Annotated in this window: 23 protein-coding genes; 7 read left to right on the forward strand and 16 right to left on the reverse strand. The window is 75.8% G+C overall.

The features are described from left to right. Positions 1 to 18: 18 nt before the first annotated feature. Positions 19 to 327: a co-chaperone GroES gene (groES, locus tag BMZ50_RS00150; RefSeq protein WP_091319505.1), complete on the reverse strand. Its 309-nt coding sequence runs from the start codon at positions 325 to 327 to the stop codon at positions 19 to 21. 195 nt (positions 328 to 522) lie between these two features. Here groES and BMZ50_RS00155 point away from each other — a divergent pair, with 195 nt between their 5' ends. Beyond that, on the forward strand, positions 523 to 1755 hold the full coding sequence (locus tag BMZ50_RS00155; RefSeq protein WP_091319508.1) for a class I SAM-dependent methyltransferase: 1233 nt from the start codon (positions 523 to 525) through the stop codon (positions 1753 to 1755). Positions 1756 to 1775: 20 nt separating this feature from the next. Here BMZ50_RS00155 and tsaD read toward each other — a convergent pair whose 3' ends face one another. From tsaD to tsaB, 3 genes are read right to left on the reverse strand one after another with little or no spacing between them, the layout of a single operon-like run. Further along, a complete protein-coding gene (tsaD, locus tag BMZ50_RS00160; RefSeq protein ID WP_091319511.1) occupies positions 1776 to 2810 on the reverse strand; it encodes a tRNA (adenosine(37)-N6)-threonylcarbamoyltransferase complex transferase subunit TsaD in 1035 nt (344 codons plus the stop codon). Further along, entirely contained in the window at positions 2807 to 3259 is a 453-nt protein-coding gene (gene rimI, locus BMZ50_RS00165; RefSeq protein WP_218146030.1) for a ribosomal protein S18-alanine N-acetyltransferase, read from the reverse strand. Before rimI ends, tsaD begins: the two co-directional genes overlap by 4 nt. Next, positions 3256 to 3909: a tRNA (adenosine(37)-N6)-threonylcarbamoyltransferase complex dimerization subunit type 1 TsaB gene (tsaB, locus tag BMZ50_RS00170; RefSeq protein WP_091320940.1), complete on the reverse strand. Its 654-nt coding sequence runs from the start codon at positions 3907 to 3909 to the stop codon at positions 3256 to 3258. Before tsaB ends, rimI begins: the two co-directional genes overlap by 4 nt. A gap of 88 nt (positions 3910 to 3997) precedes the next feature. Between tsaB and BMZ50_RS00175 the strand changes: the two genes are divergently transcribed. Continuing rightward, the gene (locus BMZ50_RS00175) at positions 3998 to 4678 is read left to right on the forward strand and encodes an alpha/beta fold hydrolase (protein ID WP_091319516.1); all 681 of its coding nucleotides are present in this window, start codon (positions 3998 to 4000) and stop codon (positions 4676 to 4678) included. 7 nt (positions 4679 to 4685) lie between these two features. Here BMZ50_RS00175 and tsaE read toward each other — a convergent pair whose 3' ends face one another. The 11 genes from tsaE to BMZ50_RS00230 all read right to left on the reverse strand — a co-directional run bounded on the left by tsaE (position 4686) and on the right by BMZ50_RS00230 (position 14862). Next, positions 4686 to 5135: a tRNA (adenosine(37)-N6)-threonylcarbamoyltransferase complex ATPase subunit type 1 TsaE gene (gene tsaE, locus BMZ50_RS00180; RefSeq protein ID WP_091319520.1), complete on the reverse strand. Its 450-nt coding sequence runs from the start codon at positions 5133 to 5135 to the stop codon at positions 4686 to 4688. Further along, entirely contained in the window at positions 5132 to 5755 is a 624-nt protein-coding gene (locus BMZ50_RS00185) for a uracil-DNA glycosylase (protein WP_091319523.1), read from the reverse strand. Before BMZ50_RS00185 ends, tsaE begins: the two co-directional genes overlap by 4 nt. Next, positions 5752 to 6873 (reverse strand): alpha/beta fold hydrolase, encoded by a 1122-nt coding sequence (locus tag BMZ50_RS00190; RefSeq protein ID WP_245753197.1) that lies wholly within the window; start codon positions 6871 to 6873, stop codon positions 5752 to 5754. Before BMZ50_RS00190 ends, BMZ50_RS00185 begins: the two co-directional genes overlap by 4 nt. Before the next feature lie 47 nt (positions 6874 to 6920). Beyond that, positions 6921 to 8057, reverse strand: coding sequence for an alanine racemase (alr, locus tag BMZ50_RS00195; protein ID WP_091319532.1), 1137 nt, complete (start codon positions 8055 to 8057; stop codon positions 6921 to 6923). Then, on the reverse strand, positions 8054 to 9517 hold the full coding sequence (locus tag BMZ50_RS00200; RefSeq protein WP_091319535.1) for an NAD(P)H-hydrate dehydratase: 1464 nt from the start codon (positions 9515 to 9517) through the stop codon (positions 8054 to 8056). Before BMZ50_RS00200 ends, alr begins: the two co-directional genes overlap by 4 nt. Next, entirely contained in the window at positions 9514 to 9906 is a 393-nt protein-coding gene (locus BMZ50_RS00205; protein ID WP_091319539.1) for a holo-ACP synthase, read from the reverse strand. Before BMZ50_RS00205 ends, BMZ50_RS00200 begins: the two co-directional genes overlap by 4 nt. A gap of 175 nt (positions 9907 to 10081) precedes the next feature. Next, the gene (gene glmS / locus BMZ50_RS00210; RefSeq protein ID WP_091319544.1) at positions 10082 to 11944 is read right to left on the reverse strand and encodes a glutamine--fructose-6-phosphate transaminase (isomerizing); all 1863 of its coding nucleotides are present in this window, start codon (positions 11942 to 11944) and stop codon (positions 10082 to 10084) included. A 58-nt stretch (positions 11945 to 12002) separates the two neighbouring features. Further along, positions 12003 to 13346 (reverse strand): phosphoglucosamine mutase, encoded by a 1344-nt coding sequence (glmM, locus tag BMZ50_RS00215; protein WP_091319547.1) that lies wholly within the window; start codon positions 13344 to 13346, stop codon positions 12003 to 12005. 11 nt (positions 13347 to 13357) lie between these two features. Then, positions 13358 to 13777, reverse strand: a complete 420-nt coding sequence (gene rpsI, locus BMZ50_RS00220) for a 30S ribosomal protein S9 (protein WP_091319551.1) — start codon at positions 13775 to 13777, stop codon at positions 13358 to 13360. Further along, complete coding sequence (rplM, locus tag BMZ50_RS00225) at positions 13774 to 14217, reverse strand: 50S ribosomal protein L13 (RefSeq protein ID WP_091319555.1); 444 nt, start codon at positions 14215 to 14217, stop codon at positions 13774 to 13776. Before rplM ends, rpsI begins: the two co-directional genes overlap by 4 nt. A gap of 150 nt (positions 14218 to 14367) precedes the next feature. Beyond that, positions 14368 to 14862 carry a beta-class carbonic anhydrase gene (locus BMZ50_RS00230; RefSeq protein ID WP_091319558.1) on the reverse strand — a complete coding sequence of 165 codons (495 nt, stop codon included), beginning with the start codon at positions 14860 to 14862 and terminating at the stop codon, positions 14368 to 14370. 172 nt (positions 14863 to 15034) lie between these two features. On the opposite strand from BMZ50_RS00230, the gene moeA reads away from it, so the two are divergent. From moeA to BMZ50_RS00245, 3 genes are read left to right on the forward strand one after another with little or no spacing between them, the layout of a single operon-like run. Beyond that, positions 15035 to 16252 (forward strand): molybdopterin molybdotransferase MoeA, encoded by a 1218-nt coding sequence (gene moeA, locus BMZ50_RS00235; RefSeq protein ID WP_245753199.1) that lies wholly within the window; start codon positions 15035 to 15037, stop codon positions 16250 to 16252. Beyond that, the gene (gene moaC, locus BMZ50_RS00240) at positions 16249 to 16722 is read left to right on the forward strand and encodes a cyclic pyranopterin monophosphate synthase MoaC (RefSeq protein WP_091319563.1); all 474 of its coding nucleotides are present in this window, start codon (positions 16249 to 16251) and stop codon (positions 16720 to 16722) included. Before moeA ends, moaC begins: the two co-directional genes overlap by 4 nt. Then, the gene (locus tag BMZ50_RS00245) at positions 16719 to 17213 is read left to right on the forward strand and encodes a MogA/MoaB family molybdenum cofactor biosynthesis protein (RefSeq protein ID WP_091320942.1); all 495 of its coding nucleotides are present in this window, start codon (positions 16719 to 16721) and stop codon (positions 17211 to 17213) included. Before moaC ends, BMZ50_RS00245 begins: the two co-directional genes overlap by 4 nt. A 66-nt stretch (positions 17214 to 17279) precedes the next feature. Here the strand turns inward: BMZ50_RS00245 and fdhD are convergent, their stop codons facing one another. Next, positions 17280 to 18107 carry a formate dehydrogenase accessory sulfurtransferase FdhD gene (gene fdhD / locus BMZ50_RS00250; RefSeq protein ID WP_091319567.1) on the reverse strand — a complete coding sequence of 276 codons (828 nt, stop codon included), beginning with the start codon at positions 18105 to 18107 and terminating at the stop codon, positions 17280 to 17282. Positions 18108 to 18147: 40 nt separating this feature from the next. Here fdhD and mobA point away from each other — a divergent pair, with 40 nt between their 5' ends. Beyond that, complete coding sequence (gene mobA / locus BMZ50_RS00255; RefSeq protein ID WP_091319570.1) at positions 18148 to 18768, forward strand: molybdenum cofactor guanylyltransferase; 621 nt, start codon at positions 18148 to 18150, stop codon at positions 18766 to 18768. A 9-nt stretch (positions 18769 to 18777) separates the two neighbouring features. Beyond that, complete coding sequence (locus BMZ50_RS00260) at positions 18778 to 19440, forward strand: NAD(P)H-binding protein (protein ID WP_091319574.1); 663 nt, start codon at positions 18778 to 18780, stop codon at positions 19438 to 19440. The last annotated feature ends 104 nt before the right edge of the window (positions 19441 to 19544 follow it).

Genomic DNA, 19544 nt, shown 5'->3' on the forward strand with positions numbered 1-19544 from the left:
CTCAGGATCGAGGAGAGGTCACTTCTCCACGACGGCGAGCAGGTCGCGCGCGGCGAGCACGAGGTAGTCCTCGCCGCCGTAGATGATCTCGGTGCCGCCGTACTTGGAGTAGATGACCACGTCGCCGACCTTGACGTCGAGCGGGATGCGGCTGCCCTTGTCGTCGATGCGGCCGGGGCCCACGGCGACGACCGTGCCCTCCGTCGGCTTCTCCTTGGCGGTGTCGGGGATGACCAGGCCGGAAGCGGTCGTGGTCTCGGCCTCGTTGGCCTGGACCACCACCCGGTCCTCCAGCGGCTTGATGTTGACCTTGGTAGCGGTCGTCACGTCGGCGACGCCCCCTTCGGTGTCGGACGGCTGGTGAGTACTGACGTAGTGGCACGAGTACGGGCCTGCCGTCGCGGGGGTCAGGCACCTGCCCGTGTCGATTTGGCACTCTACCCACGAGAGTGCCAGCCACTCAATAGCGGTCCCCGACCGGGTGACAGCACAGCTCCTCACACCGTGCGCCAGGCTGGGGCGGTGCCGCCCGAGCCCTTCTCCGATGCTCTCGCCCAGCTCCGATGGCTGCGGACGGCGGAAGGGACGGCCGCCGCGGCCCGGGCCGGGGCCCTGCTCGCCGAGGGCGCCGACCTGCTCCCCGGCCTGGCGCGGCTGCGCGCCGAGGTGGGGCCGGGGCACGCCGGGCCGGCCTGGGAGCTGGCCCGGCTGCGGGCCCGGGCCCGGCCGGTCTTCGGCGCCGACGCCGACCGCCTGTTCCTCACCGCCGACTCCCTCGAGCAGGCCGGCCGGCCCGCGCTGGCCGCGCGGCGGGCGGCCCGGTTGCTGGCCGGCAGCACCGGCTCGGTGGCCGACCTCGGCTGCGCGGCGGGCACCGACACGATCGCGCTGGCCCGGGGCGGGGCGCACGTGACGGCGGTGGACCGGGACCCGGTCGCCCGGGAGCTCACCGCGGCCAACGTCGCGGCGCTCGGGCTGGCCGACCGGGTCCGGGTGGTCGACGGCGACGCCGTCGAGCTGGTCGCCGCGGCCGCGGGCGGCACGGTGGCCGGCTGCGCCGCCGCGACCCTGGACCCCGCCCGCCGGGCGGGCGGGCGGCGGCAGCTCGACCCGGACCGCTGGTCCCCGCCCTGGTCGACGGTCGCGACGCTGCTGGAGCGGGTCCCGACGACGGTGGTCAAGGTGGCCCCCGGGCTCGACCACGACCGGGTGCCGGCCGGGATCGAAGCCGAGTGGGTGTCGGTCGGCGGATCGATCGTCGAGGCGCTGCTGTGGGGCCGCGGCCGCGCGGAGACCTGGCGCCGGGCCACCCTGGTGCGGGACGGCGAGGTGCGGGAGCTGACCGCGGGCGCCGACCCGGGGCCGGCGCCGGTGGGGCCGGTCCGCGCCTGGCTGCACGAACCCGACCCGGCCGCGATCCGTTCCGGCCTGGTCTCCCTGGTCGCCGCCGACCTGGGCGCGACGCTGGTCGACCCGACGATCGCCTACCTCACCTCCGACTCGGCGTCGGACAGTCCGTGGGTGAGCTCCTACCGGGTCGACGAGGTGCTGCCCTTCAACCTCAAGAAGCTGAAGGCGCTGCTGCGGGTCCGCGGCGTCGGGCGGGTCACCGTGAAGAAGCGCGGCTCGGCGATCGAGCCCGAAACCCTCGCCCGGCAGCTGCGCGGCCCGGGCGGCGGGACGGCGACCGTCGTCGTCACCCGCGTCGCCGGCGCCCCCACCGCCCTGGTCTGCGGAGTGGATTCGTCCGCGTGACGCGGACGAATCCACTCCGCTCAGCGGGTGACGACCTCGATCGGCAGCGAGCTGTCGGCGCCGATGTCCGGGGCGGACGGCGCGACGCCGGCCTCGACCAGCCGCGAGCCCAGCGCGGCCACCATCGCACCGTTGTCGGTGCACAGCCGCGGGCTCGGCACGCGCAGCACGATGCCGGCGGCGGCGCAGCGCTCCTCGGCCAGGGCCCGCAGTCGCGAGTTGGCCGCCACGCCCCCGCCCAGCACCAGGTGGTCCACCCCGGCGTCCTTGCAGGCCCGCACCGCCTTGGCGGTCAGCACGTCGGCGACCGCCTCCTGGAACGAGGCCGCCACGTCGGCCACCGGCACCGGCTCGCCCGCCCGCTGCCGGGCCTCCACCCAGCGGGCGACGGCGGTCTTCAGCCCGGAGAAGGAGAAGTCGTAGGGGGCGTCGCGCGGGCCGGTCAGCCCGCGCGGGAAGTCGATCGCGTGCGGGTTCCCCGCGCGGGCCGCCTTGTCGATCGGCGGGCCGCCCGGGAAGGGCAGGCCGAGCACACGGGCCACCTTGTCGAAGGCCTCCCCCGCCGCGTCGTCGATGGTCCGGCCCAGCGACTGCACCTCCTGGGCCAGGTCGGGCACCAGCAGCAGCGAGCTGTGCCCGCCGGAGACCAGCAGCGCCATGGACGGCTCGGCCAGCCGGCCGTGCTGCAGCTCGTCGACGGCGACGTGCGCCGCCAGGTGATTCACCCCGTACAGCGGCTTGCCCAGCGCCAGCGCGTAGGCCTTGGCCGCGGCCAGCCCGACCAGCAGCGCCCCGGTCAGCCCCGGGCCGGCGGTCACCGCGATCGCGTCCACGTCGGAGGCCTCCACCCCGGCCTCGGCCAGTGCCCGGTGCACCGTGGGCACCATCGCCTCCAGGTGCGCCCGGGAGGCGATCTCCGGGACCACCCCGCCGAAGCGCTCGTGCTCGGCCATCGACGTGGCCAGCGCGTCGGACAGCAGCGTCTGCCCGCGCACGAGGCCGACGCCGGTCTCGTCGCACGAGGTCTCGAACCCGAGCACGAGTGGCTCGCTCACGACTTCTCCCGTTTCATCACGACGGCATCGGTGCCGCTGGGCTGGTAGTAGCGCGGCCGGCGGCCGACCTCGGTGAATCCGCGCCGCCGGTAGAGGCCCTGGGCGACCTCGTTGTCGGCGCGGACCTCCAGCAGCACCACCGGGCTGCGCCGGTCGGCCTCGGCCAGCAGGGCATCGAGCAGCAGGGCGCCGATGCCCTCCCGCTGCCGGGCGGCGGACACCCCGATCGTGGCCACGTGCGCCTCGTCGTCGTAGGCGATCAGGCCCGCGTAGCCCACGACCCGGTCCTCGTCCTCGTCCTCGGCGACCAGGTAGTACCGGGTGTCGGTGCGGGCGAGCTCGTCGCGGTACATCGCCGCCGTCCAGGTGTCCGGCGCGAAGAGCTCCTCCTCCAGCACCAGCACGGCCTCGAGGTCGCCCGGCCGCATCGGCCGCAGCCGGGCGCTCACGCGGTGGTCACCGGCTTGTACGACGTCGGCGGGACGGCGTCGGGACGGCGGAGGTACAGCGGCACCGGCGTCGGGCGGGTGCTGGCCGACAGCCCAGCCGGGTCGGCCAGCTGCGCCGCGGCCGCCCGGAGCAGCCCCGCCGTCGTCACCTCGGCCGGCGTCACCGGCACCCCGAGCCGGTCGGCGAACCGGGCGTCGCCCACCACCGGGCCGGCCGGGGCGAGCTCCTCCGGGAGGCTCACCCCCGGGCCGTCGGCGCGCGTGCCGTCGGCGGCGTAGGTGGCCCAGTAGACCTCCTTGCGTCGCGCGTCGGTCACCACCGTGCGGGCGCCGGACCCGATCGCGTCGAGCGAGCAGACGCCGACCACCGGCCGGTCCCGGGCATCGGCCAGCGCGGCCGCGGTGACGACGCCGACCCGCAGGCCGGTGAACGGCCCGGGCCCGAGGCCGGTCACGACGGCGTCGAGGTCGGCCATCGACAGCCCCGCGTCCGCGAGCACCTCGGTGACGGCGACGGTGAGCAGCTCGGCGTGCCGGTTCCCCGAGGGGACGGCGCGCTCGGCCAGCACCTCCGCGGCGCCATCGGGCGACCAGCGCGCCAGACCGGCGACGAGCGTCGACGTGGCGGTGTCGAGAGCGAGGACGAGCACGACCGCCCAGCGTAGTTGCGTCCACGGGACGGCGCCCGCGTCGGGCATGATCCCCTGGCGCACCCGCCCCGACGGAGAGGATCACTCCATGACCGCCACCCTGCTGCTCGTCCACGGCGCCTGGCACGGCTCCTGGTGCTGGGAGCCGCTGATCGACGCCCTCGACGGTGTGCCGGTCCGGACGGTGGACCTCCCCAGCGTGGGCAGCGACCCCGGCGCACTGGGTTCCCTGGACGACGACGCGCAGACGGTCCGCGGCGCCCTGGCCGACATCGAGGGGCCGGTGGTCGTCCTGGGGCACTCCTACGGGGGCATCCCGATCACCGAGGCAGCCACGGCCGAGGCCGGTGTCGCGCACCTGGTGTACCTGTGCGCCTTCCAGCTCGACGTCGGCGACTCGCTGGTGGGCAGCCTCGGCGGGGAGGTGCCGCCGTGGCAGGACGTGCAGGAGACCCACGTCCGGGTCACCACCCCCGAGCCGGTCTTCTACAACGGGGTGGACCCCGAGCTGACCGAGCGAGCGGTGAGCCGTCTCGGGCTGCACTCGGTCAGCGCGCTCACCCAGCCGCTCAGCCGCGCCGCCTGGACCGAACTGCCCAGCACCTACATCGTGTGCGAGCAGGACCAGGCGATCCCCGTCGTCGCCCAGGAGGCGATGGCGCAGCGCGCCGGGGAGGTGCTGCGGCTGGACGCCGGGCACTCGCCGTTCCTGTCCCAGCCGAAGGAGCTCGCCGCGCTGCTGCGGCCGATCCTCGACCGGGCCGGCTGACCCCGGTTCAGCCGGACAGGCGCTGCTCCCAGCCGGGCCCGTGCGGCACGAGCAGCGCCGTCCGGACGTCGTCGTCGCGCCGCTCCAGCCGCACCTCGAGGTGCTCGTCGGCGAGCTGCTCGACCAGGCCCTGCCCCCACTCCACGATGGTGACCGACTCCTCGGTGGAGGCGTCCAGGTCGAGGTCCTCGACATCGGCGACGCCGCCCAGCCGGTAGGCGTCGACGTGCACCAGCGGCACCCGCCCGCCGCGGTGCACCCGGGCGATCACGAAGGTCGGTGAGGTCACCGCCTCCCGCACGCCCAACCCGGCACCGAGGCCCTGGGTGAAGGCGGTCTTGCCCGCGCCCAGCGGGCCCACCAGGACGACGAGGTCACCGGCGCGGACGACCTCGGCCAGCGCGGCGCCGAGGGCGCGGGTGTCCTCCGGGGTCGGCAGCACGTGCTCGCGCTTCACGGCAGGCTCTCCGCCACGGCCCTCAGGTCGGCCAGCAGCCCGGCCCGCGGTGCCCCGTTCGGGCCGAACCGGAGCGCCGCCGACGGGTGGTAGGTGGCCCACACGGCGCGGCCGTCGACCTCGTGCGCCCGGCCGCGGACCGCGGCGAGCGTGATGCGGCGGCCGAGGAACCACTTGGCCGCCGACAGGCCCAGCGCCACCACCACCGGCGGGTCGAGCAGCTCCAGCTGGCGGCGCAGCCAGCCGCTGCAGCGGGCGACCTCGGAGGCCTTGGGCGTCCGGTTGCCCGGCGGCCGGCACTTCACCACGTTGAGCACCGCGGCGTGCCCGCGGTCCAGCCCGGCCTCGGCCAGAAGCTCGTCGAGCAGCGCCCCCGACCGGCCCACGAACGGCCGGCCGGTGGCGTCCTCCTGCGCACCCGGCGCCTCGCCGACCAGCGCGAACCGCGCCCGCCCGCCGGCCGGGACGTCACCGACGACGACGTGCCGGCGGGTGGCGGCCAGCTCCGGGCAGGCGACGCAGGACCGGGCGGCCGCAGCGAGCGTCGGCCAGTCCGGGGCCGCGGCGGCGATCCGGGCAACTTCCTCGGCGGAGGCGCCGACGCCGGGGGAACGGGTCACCGGCCCACCAGGGCCGGGAGCCGGGCAGCCACCCCGCGGAGCAGGGCCGACAGCGCCGCGGTGACCTCCTCGGGCTTCTCGAGCAGCACCATGTGGCCGGCGTCGGGGACGACGACGTACTCGCAGCCGGGCAGGCGCTCCGCGATGCGCTCGCTGTGCGCGGGCGGGATGAGCCTGTCCGCGTCGCCGGTGAGCACCAGGGTGGGGATCCGCCGCAGCGGCTCCAGCGCGCCGGTGTGGTCCAGGCCGGCCAGCGCCGGGTAGAACTCGGCGATGACGTCCACCGGCGTGCCGGCGATCATCGAGTCGACGTAGCGGCCGAGCGCCGGATCGACGTCGGTGGAGGCGAACGACAGCGACCAGGTCACTGACGAGATCAGCTCGGCGGCCAGCCGGCGGGTCCGCTCGGCCAGCCCCGGACGGCGCCGCATGGTGAACGCCGCGATCGGCAGCACCGCCGCCCGCAGCCGGGTGAGCAGCTCCGGCATGCCGAAGTCCAGCTCGGCGAGGTTGCCGCTGGAGGTGGACAGCAGGGCGGTGGCGACCACCCGGGAGCCGAACAGCTCGGGCCGCAGGGCGGCCAGGGCCATGATCGTCATCCCGCCCATCGAGTGCCCGGCGAGCACGATGGGGCCTCGGGGCACCCGGGTCTCGAGAACCGTCGCCAGGTCGCGGGCCAGCTGCTCCATCGTGGCGTTCGCGGCGCTGCCGCGGCCGGAGGCGCCGTGGCCGCGGTGGTCGTAGAAGACCAGCCGCGCCGTGGGCCGGGAGCCGTTGGCGGTGGCGAGCGCGGTGGCCAGCGCGCGCCGCTGGAACGTCCACGACGCCATCGACAGCGTGTAGCCGTGCACGAAGACGACGGTCAGCGGCGCGTCGAGCGGGCCGATCTCCTCCACGGCCAGCTGCACGCCGTCATCGGCGTGCACCACCGTCGTCCGGTCGGCGCGGCGGGAGGCGTGGCCGAGCGGGTCCTCCTCGCGGAGCTCGGCGTCCGACCGGCCCGGAGGGAGTCCGGCGGCCGAGCCCAGCCGCTCGGCACCGACCCGGCGGGCCGCCGCCCGGCTGACCGCGACGCCGACCGCCGTGCCCGCGGCGGCCAGCCCGACGACGGCGCCCACGATCCCGGCCCGAGGGCGGGCGCGGCCCCCGGGCGTGCGCCCCGCCATCAGACCGCCCCGGCCGAGCCCACGTGCCGGCGCACGAAGCGCCCGCCGATCCGGCTCACGAGCTCGTAGTGGATGGTGTCGACCGCGTCGGCCCACTGCTGTGCGGTGGGCTCGCCGTCGGTGCCCGGACCCCACAGCACCACGGGGTCACCGGGCGCCACGGGCGCGTCGCCGACGTCGAGGACGAACTGGTCCATGCAGACCCGGCCGGCGATGACCCGCTGCCGCCCGCCGGCCAGGACCGGCGCCCGGTTCCCGCCGGCGCGCGGCACCCCGTCGGCGTAGCCGACCGGCACCACGGCCAGGGTCGTCTCCGCCTGCGGGACGTAGGTGTGGCCGTAGGAGACGCCGACGCCGGCGGGCACCCGCTTGGTGTGCATCACCCGCGCCTGCACGGTCATCGCCGGGCGGAGGCCGTGGACCGCGGGGTCCCCGCCCAGGGGGTCCAGCCCGTAGAGGGCGACGCCGGGGCGGACCATGTCGAACCAGGTGTCCGGCAGGGCCACGGTGGCCGCGGAGTTGGCCAGGTGCCGGCGGGCCTCGGTGAGGCCCGCCTCGCGGGCGACGGTCACCGCCTGCTCGAAGACGCCGACCTGCAGGCCGATCGTCGGGTGGGTGGGCGCGTCGGCGTAGGCCAGGTGGCTCCACAGGCCGACCACCTCCACCGCGCCGTCGGCCTGGGCGCGGGCCGCGGCGGCGACCAGCGCGGGCCACTCCTCCGGCGTCGCCCCGCCCCGGGAGAGCCCGGTGTCGATCTTCAGGTGCAGGCGGGCGGTCCGGCCGGTGGCCCGGGCGGCGGCGACGACCTCCGCCAGCCCCCACACGGCGTTGACCGAGAGCTCCACGTCGGCGGCCAGCGCGGCCGCGAAGTCCTCCCCCGGCCCGTTGAGCCAGGCCAGCACGGGCGCGGTGACGCCGGCGGCGCGCAGCGCGAGGGCCTCCTCGATGACGGCGACGCCGAGCGCATCGGCGCCGCCGGCCAGCGCGGCCCGCGCCGCCGGGACCATGCCGTGGCCGTAGCCGTCGGCCTTGACCACCGCCATCAGCGGCCGCCCGACCCGCCCGCGCAGCACCGCCGTGTTGGCGGCGATGGCGTCCAGGTCGACGACCACCTCCGCCCGATGTCCGTTCGTCACGCCCCCGAGTCTCCCAGGCCGCCGGTCGGCGCCCGGTACAGGCGGGCCAGTGTCCCGGGAAGCCAGCGGACCAGGTCGCCGGCGATCAACGGGCCCCGCTCGTCGGCCAGCTGCCCGGTGCGCCCGTGCACGTGCGCGGCCACCGCGGCCGCCTCGACCGCCGGCAGCCCCATGGCCAGCAACGCGCCGCCGATGCCGGAGAGCACGTCGCCGGTGCCCGCGGTGGCCAGCCACGGGGTGCCCGTGCCGTTGACGAAGGCGGTCCCGTCCGCGTCGGCGACCACCGTGGCGTCGCCCTTGAGCAGGACGACGGCGCCGAGTGCGGCGGCCAGCCGGCGGGCCGCCCCGACCCGGTCGGGCCCGACCTCCTGCCCGAAGCGGGCGAACTCGCGGTCGTGCGGGGTGAGCACGGTCGGCGCCCGCCGGTCGCGGACCAGCGCCGGCTCGCGGGCGGCCAGCGTCAGCGCGTCGGCGTCCACCAGCACCGGCAGGTCGGTGGCCAGCACCTCGGCCAGCACGCCCGCCGCGGCGTCGTCGGTACCCATGCCCGGTCCGACCACCCAGGCCTGCACCCGGCCGGCGTCCCCGGGCCGGCCGGCGGTGACGATCGCCTCCGGCCAGGCCGCCCGCACGCCGTCGGCCGCCGTCCCGGCGTAGCGGACCAGCCCCGGCCGGGTCCGCAGCGCCGCCCCGGTGCACAGGACGGCCGCCCCCGGGTACGTCGAGGAGCCGGCGACGACGCCGGTGACGCCCCGGGAGTACTTGTCGTCCTCCGGCGTCGGCGGCGGGATCCGTGCGGCGGCGTCGGCGTCGGTGAGCTGCCGCGTGCGCGGCGGCGGCAGGTGCTCGCCGAGGCCGATGTCGACGAGGTGGACCACCCCGGCGTGGTGGCGGCCCTCCCCCACCGCCAGGCCGACCTTGACCGCGCCGAAGGTGACCGTGTGCTGCGCCGGGAAGGCCGCGCCGGGCACGGCCCCGGTGCTCGCGTCCACACCGCTGGGGACGTCGACGGCGACCCGCAGGCCCGGACCGGCGACGGCCTGCGCGACGAGCGCGGCGGCCGGCGGGCGCAGCCCCCCGGTGCCGCCGATGCCGACGATGCCGTCGAGCACCAGGTCGGCCCGGTCCAGCCCGGTCGGCCCCTCGGTTCCCGCGATGCGGCCGCCCGCCGCGCGCAGGGCGGCCAGCCCGGCCGGGTGCGCCCGGTCGGGGTCGAGCAGGACCGCGGTGACCCGTGCGCCGCGGCGGCCGAGGTGGGCGCCGGCGAAGAGCGCGTCGCCGCCGTTGTTGCCGGCACCGACCAGCACGGTGACCCGCACCCCGACGGCGCGGCCGAGCAGCCGCAGGCAGACCGTCGCCAGCCCGGTGGCGGCCCGCTGCATGAGGGCCCCCTCGCGGGTCCGCGTCAGCAGGACCGCCTCCGCCGCCCGCACCTCGGCGGCGGTGTACAGGCCGATCATGCGGTCGGGTCCTGCCGGGCGAGCCCCTCGGCGATGACCACGGCCGAGGCGATGCCGCCGTCGTGGCTCAGCGACAGGTGCCAGGACGTGATCCCCAGCTGCGCCGCCCGCCCGGCGACCGTGCCGCGGACCTGCAGGTGCGGGCGGCCGTTCTCGCTGGTGACCACCTCGGCGTCGTGCCAGCGCAGGTCGCCAGGAGCGCCGAGGGCCTTCACCAGCGCCTCCTTGGCGGCGAACCGGGCGGCCAGGGACTCACCCGTGCGGGGGGCGCCGGACGGCGTCCGCTGCTCGGCCGCGGTGAACAGCCGGTCGCGCAGCGCCGGAGTGCGGGTGAGCGACTCGGCGAACCGCTGCACGGGCACGACGTCGATCCCGACCCCGATGATCACCCGCTCAGTCTGCCCTGGCCGGGCACCGCCCGGGTCAGGCCGGGCGCTCCAGCTCCTCGAGGAAGCCGCGGACGGCCGCGGTGACACCCCGCTCATCGCCATGGACGGACGTTGCCATGCGCAACCAGCGAGCAGGCGGCGGCCGGGTCAGCGGGGCCCGGTGCTCACGGCACCGTCACTCGACGGTGACGCTCTTCGCGAGGTTGCGCGGCTGGTCGACGTCGAAGCCGCGGGTGTCGGCGATCTCGCAGGCCAGGATCTGCAGCGGCACCGTGGTCACCACGGGCGTGAGCAGGGTCGACGTGCGCGGCACGCGGATGAGGTGGTCGGCGTAGGGGACGACGGCCTCGTCGCCCTCCTCGGCGATCACGATGGTCCGCGCCCCCCGGGCCCGGACCTCCTGGATGTTGGAGACCACCTTGCTGTGCAGCACGCTGCGGCCCCGCGGCGACGGGACGACGACGACCACCGGGGTGCCCTCGTCGATGACCGCGATCGGCCCGTGCTTGAGCTCGCCGGCGGCGAAGCCCTCGGCGTGGATGTAGGCCAGCTCCTTGAGCTTGAGCGCGCCCTCGAGCGCCACGGGGAAGCCCACGTGCCGGCCGAGGAACAGGATCGTGCCGGCGTCGGCCAGGGAGCGGCCGAGCTCCCGCACCGGCTCCATCTGGGTGAGCACCCGCGCCACCGCGTCGGGCAGCTGGCGCAGCTCGTCGACGATCGCGGCGACCTCGTCGACGTACTTGACGCCGCGGACCTGGGCGAGGAAGAGGCCGACCAGGTAGCAGGCGACGATCTGCGCCAGGAAGCTCTTGGTCGAGGCGACGGCGATCTCCGGGCCGGCGTGGGTGTAGAGCACCGCGTCGGACTCGCGCGGGATGGTCGAACCGTTCACGTTGCAGATCGCCAGCACGCGGGCCTTCTGGTCCTTGGCGTGCCGCAGCGCCATCAGCGTGTCCATCGTCTCGCCGGACTGGCTGATGACCACCACCAGCGTGGAGCGGTCGAGCACCGGGTCGCGGTAGCGGAACTCGCTGGCCACCTCGACCTCGACCGGGATGCGGGTCCAGTGCTCGATGGCGTACTTGGCGATCAGCCCGGCATGGAACGAGGTACCGCAGGAGACGACGAAGATCTTGTCGATGTCGCGCAGCTCCTGGTCGGAGAGGCGCACCTCGTCGAGGACCAGTTCGCCGTCGTCGCCCAGCCGGCCGAGCAGGGTGTCGGCGATCGCCTGGGGCTGCTCGGCGATCTCCTTGAGCATGAACCAGTCGTGGCCGCCCTTCTCGGCGGCCTCGGCGTCCCAGTCGACGGTGAACGCCTTCGGCTCCACCGGGGTGCCGGCGAAGTCGGTGACGGTGAGCCCGCGCTGCCGGTCGATCTCGACGACCTGGTCCTGCCCGAGCTCGCGGGCCTCGCGGGTGTGCGCGATGAACGCGGCGACGTCGGAGCCCAGGAAGTACTCGCCGTCCCCGACCCCGACCACCAGGGGGCTGTTGCGCCGGGACGCGACGAGGGTGTCGGGCTCGGCGACGTGCGAGGCCACCAGGGTGAAGGCGCCCTCGAGTCGGCGGCTGACCGCGCGCATCGCCTCGGCCAGCCGGCCGGGACCCTCCGGCGTCCGGGTGTACTCGGCGGCGAGCAGGTGGGCCACGACCTCGGTGTCGGTCTCGGAGGCGAACTCGACCCCGGCCGCCTCGCACTCGCCGCGCAGCGCGGCGAAGTTCTCGATGATCCCGTTGTGGATCACCGCCACCGAGCCGTCCGCGGACAGGTGCGGGTGGGCGTTGCGGTCGGTGGGCCCGCCGTGGGTCGCCCACCTGGTGTGGCCGATGCCGATGGTCGCCTCGGGCAGCGGCTGCTCGGCGAGCACCTTCTCCAGGTTGGCCAGCTTGCCGGCCCGCTTGGCCGTGGCCATCCCCTCACCGGTGAGGACGGCGACTCCCGCCGAGTCGTATCCCCGGTACTCCAGCCGGCGCAGACCCTCCAGGACGACGTCCCGGGCGTTCTGCGGGCCGACGTAACCCACGATGCCGCACATTTCACCGAGGGTACCGGGGGCAGCAGGACCGACCGGCCCTTGTCGCGAGACGCTCGCCTCAGTTGCAGGCGGCCACGACGTCGGCCAGCCGCTTGGCCACCTGGTCGGCCAGCTCCTGGGTGGGTGCTTCGACCATGACCCGCACCAGCTGCTCGGTGCCGGAGGGGCGCAGCAGCACTCGGCCGTCGTCCCCGAGCTCGGCCTCGCAGGCGTTGACCGCGTCGGCCACCGACTCGCTCTCGACCACGGCCAGCCGGTCGCGCACCGGCACGTTGACCAGCGTCTGCGGCAGCCGCTGCACCACCGAGGCGAGCTCGGCGAGCGACGCCCCGGTCGCACCCATCCGCGACAGCAGCGACAGCCCGGTCAGCAGGCCGTCGCCGGTGGTGGCGTGGTCGAGGAACACCAGGTGGCCGCTCTGCTCGCCGCCCAGGCTCAGCCCGCGGGCCCGCAGCGCCTCGAGCACGTACCGGTCGCCGACGGCGGTGGTGTGCACCGCGATTCCGGCGTCGCGCATCGCGTGGTGGAAACCCAGGTTGCTCATCACCGTGGCGACCACGGTGTCCCCGGCCAGCTCGCCGCGCTCCTTGAGGGCCAGCGCGCACACGGCCAGGATCGCGTCGCCGTCGACCGGGTCCCCGGCGGCGGTCACCGCGAGGCAGCGGTCGGCGTCGCCGTCGTGAGCGATGCCGAGGTCGGCACCGTGCGCCCGCACGGCCTCGGTGAGCGGGCCGAGGTGGGTGGAGCCGATGCCGTCGTTGATGTTCCAGCCGTCGGGCTCGCCACCGATGACGTGCACGGTCGCGCCGGCCCGGCGGTAGACCTCCGGTGCGCACACGGCGGCCGAGCCGTGCGCGCAGTCGACCACGAGGGTGAGGCCGGACAGCGGCTGCGGCACCGTCGACAGCAGGTGCTCGATGTAGGTCTCGGCGGCGGCGGGGAGATCACGCACGCGGCCGATGTCGGCACCGGTCGGGCGGGGCCCGCCCGGGCCGCCTGCGGTGACGGCCTGCTCGATCGCGGCCTCGACGGCGTCGGGCAGCTTGTGCCCGCCGCGGCTGAACAACTTGATGCCGTTGTCCGGCATCGGGTTGTGGCTGGCGGAGATCATCACGCCGAGATCCGCGCCGGTCTGCCCGGTCAGGTGCGCGACCGCCGGGGTGGGCAGCACCCCGGCCCGCAGCACCTCGGCACCGGCGCTCGCGAGACCCGCCACGACGGCGGCCTCGAGCATCTCCCCGCTGGCGCGGGGGTCGCGGCCGACGACCGCGACGGGACGCGAGGTCCCGTCGCGGTCGGCGAGCACGCCGGCGGCAGCACGTGCCACCGAGAGGGCCAACTCCGGCGTGAGGTCGGCGTTGGCCCGACCCCGGACGCCGTCGGTCCCGAAGAGGCGACCCACGGGCGTACCGGTCAGCGCTTCGAGTACTGAGGCGCCTTGCGGGCCTTCTTGAGCCCGTACTTCTTGCGCTCGGTGACGCGGGCGTCACGGGTGAGGAAGCCGGCCTTCTTCAGGGCCGGGCGGTCGTCGGGCTCGACCTCGACGAGCGCGCGGGCGATCGCCAGGCGCAGCGCGCCGGCCTGCCCGCTGACGCCACCTCCGTGGAGGATGCCCACGACGTCGTACTGCTCGGCCTTCTCCAGGATCACGAACGGCTCACGGATGAGCTGCTGGTGCACCTTGTTGGGGAAGTAGTCCTCGATGGTGCGCCCGTTGAGCCGGAACTGGCCGGTGCCGGGCAGCAGCCGCACGCGGACGATGGCTTCCTTGCGGCGACCGACGGTCTGCACGGGACGCCCGTCGGCGTCGGTCACGGTCAGTGCGCTGGTCACTGGGCCACCTGCTTGATCTCGTAGGTCTGGGGCTGCTGCGCGGCATGCGGGTGCTCGGGCCCGGCGTACACCTTCAGCTTCTTGAGCATCTGACGGCCCAGGCTGTTGTGCGGCAGCATCCCCTTGATCGCGCGCTCGATGACGCGGTCGGGGTGGGTGCGCAGCTGGTCGCCCACGGGGATCGTCTTCAGCCCGCCCGGGTGACCCGAGTGGCGGTAGGCCATCTTCGTGTCCCGCTTGGTGCCGGTCAGTGCCACCTTGCCGGCGTTGACGATGACGACGAAGTCGCCGACGTCCACGTGCGGGGCGTACTGGGGCTTGTGCTTGCCGCGAAGCAGGATCGCGGTCTGGCTGGCGAGTCGACCGAGCACCACATCGGTGGCGTCGATGACGTGCCAGGCCCGGGCGACCTCGCCGGGCTTGGGGGTGTACGTGCGCATGGCGCTCGTGTCCTCCGTCGTCGTGGGGAACGGCTGGTGGGATCGCCTCACCGAGCACGGGAGACGGTGCAGCACGCGCGGGCACCAGCCGGCTCCGCGCGCCAGCCGGACACGATACCAGCCGGGCCGCCGGGCCACCCCGACCGCGGATCAGCCCTCCGCCGCGACCTCGCGCAGCCGCCCCGTGGCGACGTCGTAGACGGTGCCGCAGATCTCGCGGGAGAGCAGGTAGGGGCTCGCACGGAGTCGCCGGATCGATTCCCGGACGTCCTCGTCGACGTCGGTGAACGCCTGCGCCGGCCATGGCGGCCGGTGCCCGGTGGCCTGCTCGACGAGGTCGGCGAAGGCGGTGTCGTCGGTCTTCTGGAGACCGCAGTCCGTGTGGTGCACGAGCACGATCTCGCGGGTTCCGAGCAGGTGCTGGGAGATGGTCAGCGAACGGATGGTGTCCTCGGTCACCACGCCGCCCGCGTTGCGGATGACGTGCGCGTCACCGACCGCCAGCCCCAGCAGCGGGAACAGCGGCATGCGCGAGTCCATGCACGCGACCACGGCCACCGCCCGCCGGGGCCGCACCGGCAACTCGCCGGCGAAGTTCCGCGCCCACTCCTCGTTCGCCGTCAGCATCTGCTCGTACTCGGCCACGCCCACCCCTCCCACTGGCAACTGCCCCGACCCTAACCAGGCCGGACGCGACCGGAGGGGCGGGATCAGGCGGCCCGGCGGCGGCGCACGAGGTCCCGGCCCAGCTGTCCCAGCACCACGACGTCGGCCACGCGCTGTCCCTCCCCGGTGCGTCCAGCGGCGATCCGTCAGGATGTGCCCCGTGCGCACGGTCGAGGAACACCAGGCGGTCGTGGCCGCGCTGCTGCCCGCGCTGCCCGCGGAGGAGGTCGCGCTGGGGGCGGCGCACAACCGGGTCCTCGCCCGGGACGTCACCGCGCAGGTGGCGCTGCCCGGGTTCGACAACTCCGCCATGGACGGCTACGCGGCCCGCTGGTCGGAGATCACCGGCACCCCGGTCCGACTGCCGGTCGCCGACGACATCCCGGCCGGGCGCACCGACGTCCGCCCGCTCGCGCCGGGCACCGTGCAGCGCATCATGACCGGCGCGCCGCTGCCTCCCGGCGCGGACGTGGTCGTGCCCGTGGAGCTGACCGACGGCCGCACCGACGTGGTGGAGATCCGCGACGTTCCCGCCGCCGGCAGCCACCTGCGGCACGCCGGTGAGGACATCGCCGCCGGCGCGGTCGCGCTGACCGCCGGGACGCCGCTGGGCGCCGCGCAGCTGGGCCTGGCCGCCGCCGTCGGCGCGCGCAGCCTGTGGGTCCGGCGCCGGCCCCGCGTGCTGGTGCTCTCGACCGGCAGCGAGCTCGTCGACCCCGGGACGCCGCTGCTGCCCGGGCAGATCTACGAGTCCAACTCGGCGCTGCTGGCCGCCGCGGTGGAGGACGCGGGAGGGACGGCGCGGCGGCTGCACTTCGTGCCCGACGACGTCGACCAGTTCCTCACCACCGTGCGCGCCGAGCTGGGTGGGCGGGGGGATGGCCCGGCCGACCTGCTGCTCACCAGCGGCGGGGTCAGCGCCGGCGCCTACGAGGTCGTGAAGGACGCCTTCGGGGACCTGGGCACCGTGGAGTTCGTCAAGGTGGCCATGCAGCCCGGCGGCCCCCAGGGGGCGGGCACCGTGGACGGCGTCCCGGTCGTCACCCTGCCCGGCAACCCGGTGAGCTCGTTCGTCTCGTTCGAGGTCTTCGTCCGCCCCGCGCTGCGCCGCGCGCTCGGCCACGCGGCGCCGGGCCGGCTGCGCGCCCCGGCGACGCTCACCGCGCCCCTGCGCTCCCCCGCCGGGAAGCGCCAGTTCCTGCGCGGGCGCTACGACGCCGGCCAGGTCTCCCAGGTCGGCGGGCCCGGGTCGCACCTGGTCGCGCACCTGGCCCGCGCCAACTGCCTGGTCGCCGTCCCCGAGGACGTGACGGAACTGCCCGCCGGCGCCCAGGTGGACGTCGTGCTGATCGAAGGAGCCCTCCAGTGAGCGAACGGCGTCTGACCCACGTGGACGACGCGGGTGCCGCCCGGATGGTGGACGTCTCCGCCAAGCCGGTCACTGCCCGCGAGGCCACCGCCGCCGGCCGGGTTCTGGTGAGCCCCGAGGTGGTGGCGCTGCTGCGCGGCGAGGGGGTGCCGAAGGGGGACGCGGTCGCGGTCGCCCGGATCGCCGGCATCGCCGGGGCGAAGCGGACGCCGGACCTCGTGCCGCTGTGCCATCCGATCGCCCTGCACGGCGTCACGGTCGACATCGTGGTCGCCGACGACGCCGTGGAGATCACCGCGACGGCCCGCACCGCCGACCGCACCGGGGTGGAGATGGAGGCGCTCACCTCGGTGGCCGTCGCCGGGCTCACCGTCATCGACATGGTCAAGGCCGTCGACCCGCGGGCCGCGATCACCGACGTCCGGCTGCTCGCGAAGTCCGGCGGCAAGAGCGGGGAGTGGCGGCGGTGAGCTCCGAGCTGCCCGAGGGCGCGCGGGCCGTCGTCGTCACCGCGTCCAATCGCGCCGCCGCCGGGGTGTACGAGGACCGCAGCGGGCAGGCGCTCGCCGAGGGCCTGCGCCAGCTGGGCTTCGCGGTCGAGGGACCGCACGTGCGCCCCGACGACGTCGCCGAGCTGGAGGTGGCGCTGCGCCAGGCGGTCGCCTCCGGGGCGGACGTGGTCCTCACCACCGGCGGCACCGGGCTCTCCCCCACCGACGTCACCCCCGAGGCGACCCGCGCCGTGCTCGACCGGGAGGCCCCCGGGATCGCGGAGGCGATCCGCAGGCACGGGGCGGCCGCGGTGCCGACCGCGGTGCTCTCCCGCGGCCTGGCCGGCACCGCCGGGCAGACGCTGATCGTCAACCTGCCGGGCTCTCCCGGCGGGGTGCGCGACGGCCTGGCGGTGCTGGGGCCGCTGCTGCCGCACGTGGTCAGCCAGCTGCGCGGCGGCGACCACTGAGGAAGGACCCCGCTGCCCCCCACCGCTCGCAGGCTCGCGGCGGGGCCCTGCAGCGGGGCCGAACGCTCACACACCGGTCAGGCGGTCCTCGCGGGTGTAGACGTTGCAGCCGTCGCCGCGCAGGAACCCGACCAGGGTGATGCCCACGTCTGCGGCCAGCTCGACGGCCAGGGACGACGGCGCCGACACCGCCGCCAGCACCGGGATGCCCGCCATCGCGGCCTTCTGGGTGAGCTCGAAGCTGGCCCGCCCGCTGACCATCAGCACGTGCCCGGCCAGCGGCAGCCGGCCCGCGCAGACCGCGTCGCCGATCACCTTGTCCACGGCGTTGTGCCGGCCGACGTCCTCCCGCAGGGTCACCAGCTCGCCGTCGGCGGTGAACAGCCCCGCCGCGTGCAGCCCGCCGGTCTTGTCGAACACCCGCTGGGCGGCGCGCAGCCGGTCGGGCAGTGCGAGCAGGGTCTCCAGCGGCAGCCGCGTGGCGTCCGCGGCGACGTCGTGCCGGGTCCGGGTGCGGATGGCGTCGATGCTGGCCTTGCCGCAGACCCCGCAGGAGCTGGAGGTGTAGAAGTTGCGGTCCAGCGCGGTGTCCGGCGGCTCCACGCCCGGGGCCAGGTCGACGTCCACCACGTTGTAGGTGTTGCGCCCGTCGGCGTCCACGGAGTCGCAGTACCGCAGCCCGAGGACGTCGTCGCTGCCGGCGATCACGCCCTCGGTGGCGAGGAAGCCGTGCACCAGGTCGAAGTCGTGCCCCGGCGTACGCATGGTCACCGCCAGCGGGCTCCCCGAGAGCCGGATCTCCAGGGGTTCCTCGGCCGCGACGACGTCCGGGCGCGTCGTGCGGGCCGCGCCGCGGATGCGCAGCACCGGCGTTCGGCTGGTCACTCGTCCCACGCACGGGACGCTACCGACCCGGAACCCCTACGGTCGTCCCGTGCCCACGCTGCCGCCGTACGCCGCCGTCGTCCTCGCCGGTGGCCGGGCGGCCCGGATGGGCGGGCAGGCCAAGCCGCAGCTCGACGTCGGTGGCCGGACCATGCTCACCGCCGTGCTCGCCGCCGTCGCCGACGCCGCTGCGCGGATCGTCGTCGGCCCGCCGCAGCCGGCGCCCCCCGACGTCGTCGTCGTCCGGGAGGAGCCCCCGCGCGGCGGCCCGGTCGCCGCGATGCGGGCCGGCCTGGCCCCGGTGGAGACCGAGGTGGTCGCGCTCCTGGCCGGCGACCTGCCGTTCGTCACGCACGGCCTGATCCAGGCGCTCCGCGAGCGGCTCACCGGCGACGGGGTGCTCGTCATCGACGACACCGACCGCGACCAGCTGCTGCTCGGCGTGTGGCGGACCGCGGCCCTCCGGCACGCCGTCGCCGACGTCTCCGGCCCGACGTCGGTGCGCAAGGTGCTCGCCCCCCTGGCGGTGCGCCGGCTGCACCCCACCGTCGCGCCGGGGCAACCGCCGCCCTGGACCGACTGCGACACCCCCGCCGACCTTGCGCAGGCACGGGCGGCCGCGGCCGCCGCGGTGCGCACGGGACGGGTAGCCCACCGCCCGCCCGGGTAGCTCACCGCCGTGCGCATCGTCATCGCCGGGGGCCACGGGAAGGTCGCCCGCCGCCTCGGCCGCCTGCTGTCCCGCAGGGGGGACACGGCCGTGGGGCTCATCCGCAACCCAGACCACGAGGCCGACCTCGTGGGCGACGGGATGGAGCCGGTCGTCCTCGACCTGGAGCACACCGTGACCCATGACGTCGCCGACGTGCTGATCGGCGCGGACGCGGTCGTGTTCGCGGCGGGCGCCGGCCCGGGCAGCGGCATCGAGCGCAAGCTGACCGTCGACAAGGGCGCGGCGCTGCTCCTCGCCGACGCCGCCGACCAGGCCCGTGTCCGGCCCTACCTGCTGGTGTCCTCGATGGGGGTCGAGCTGGCCCGCCACGGAACCCCGCGCGGGATGGACCCCGTCTTCGCCGCGTACCTGCAGGCCAAGCTGGCCGCCGAGGACCGGATCCTGCCCCGGCCGGAGCTGGACACGGTCGTGCTGCGGCCCGGACGGCTCACCGACGACCCCGGCACCGGCCGGGTCACGCTCGACCACGGGGTCCCGCCCGGCGAGGTCCCCCGGGACGACGTGGCCGCGGTCCTGCTGGCCTTCCTCGACGCGGGGAAGCGGGACGTGGTGGTGGAGCTGGTGAGCGGGTCCACCCCGATCAGCGAGGCCGTGGCAGCGGTGCCGTGAACGCGGGCGCCGGTCAGCCGCGACGGGCGCGGGTGAGGCGCGCGCGGGCGGCGAGCATGTCGTCGGGCGGGTAGTCGGGCGGGTAGTCGGACGGTCAGCCGGCC

The sequence above is a fragment of the Geodermatophilus ruber genome (genome assembly GCF_900114385.1).
Classification (GTDB): domain Bacteria; phylum Actinomycetota; class Actinomycetes; order Mycobacteriales; family Geodermatophilaceae; genus Geodermatophilus; species Geodermatophilus ruber.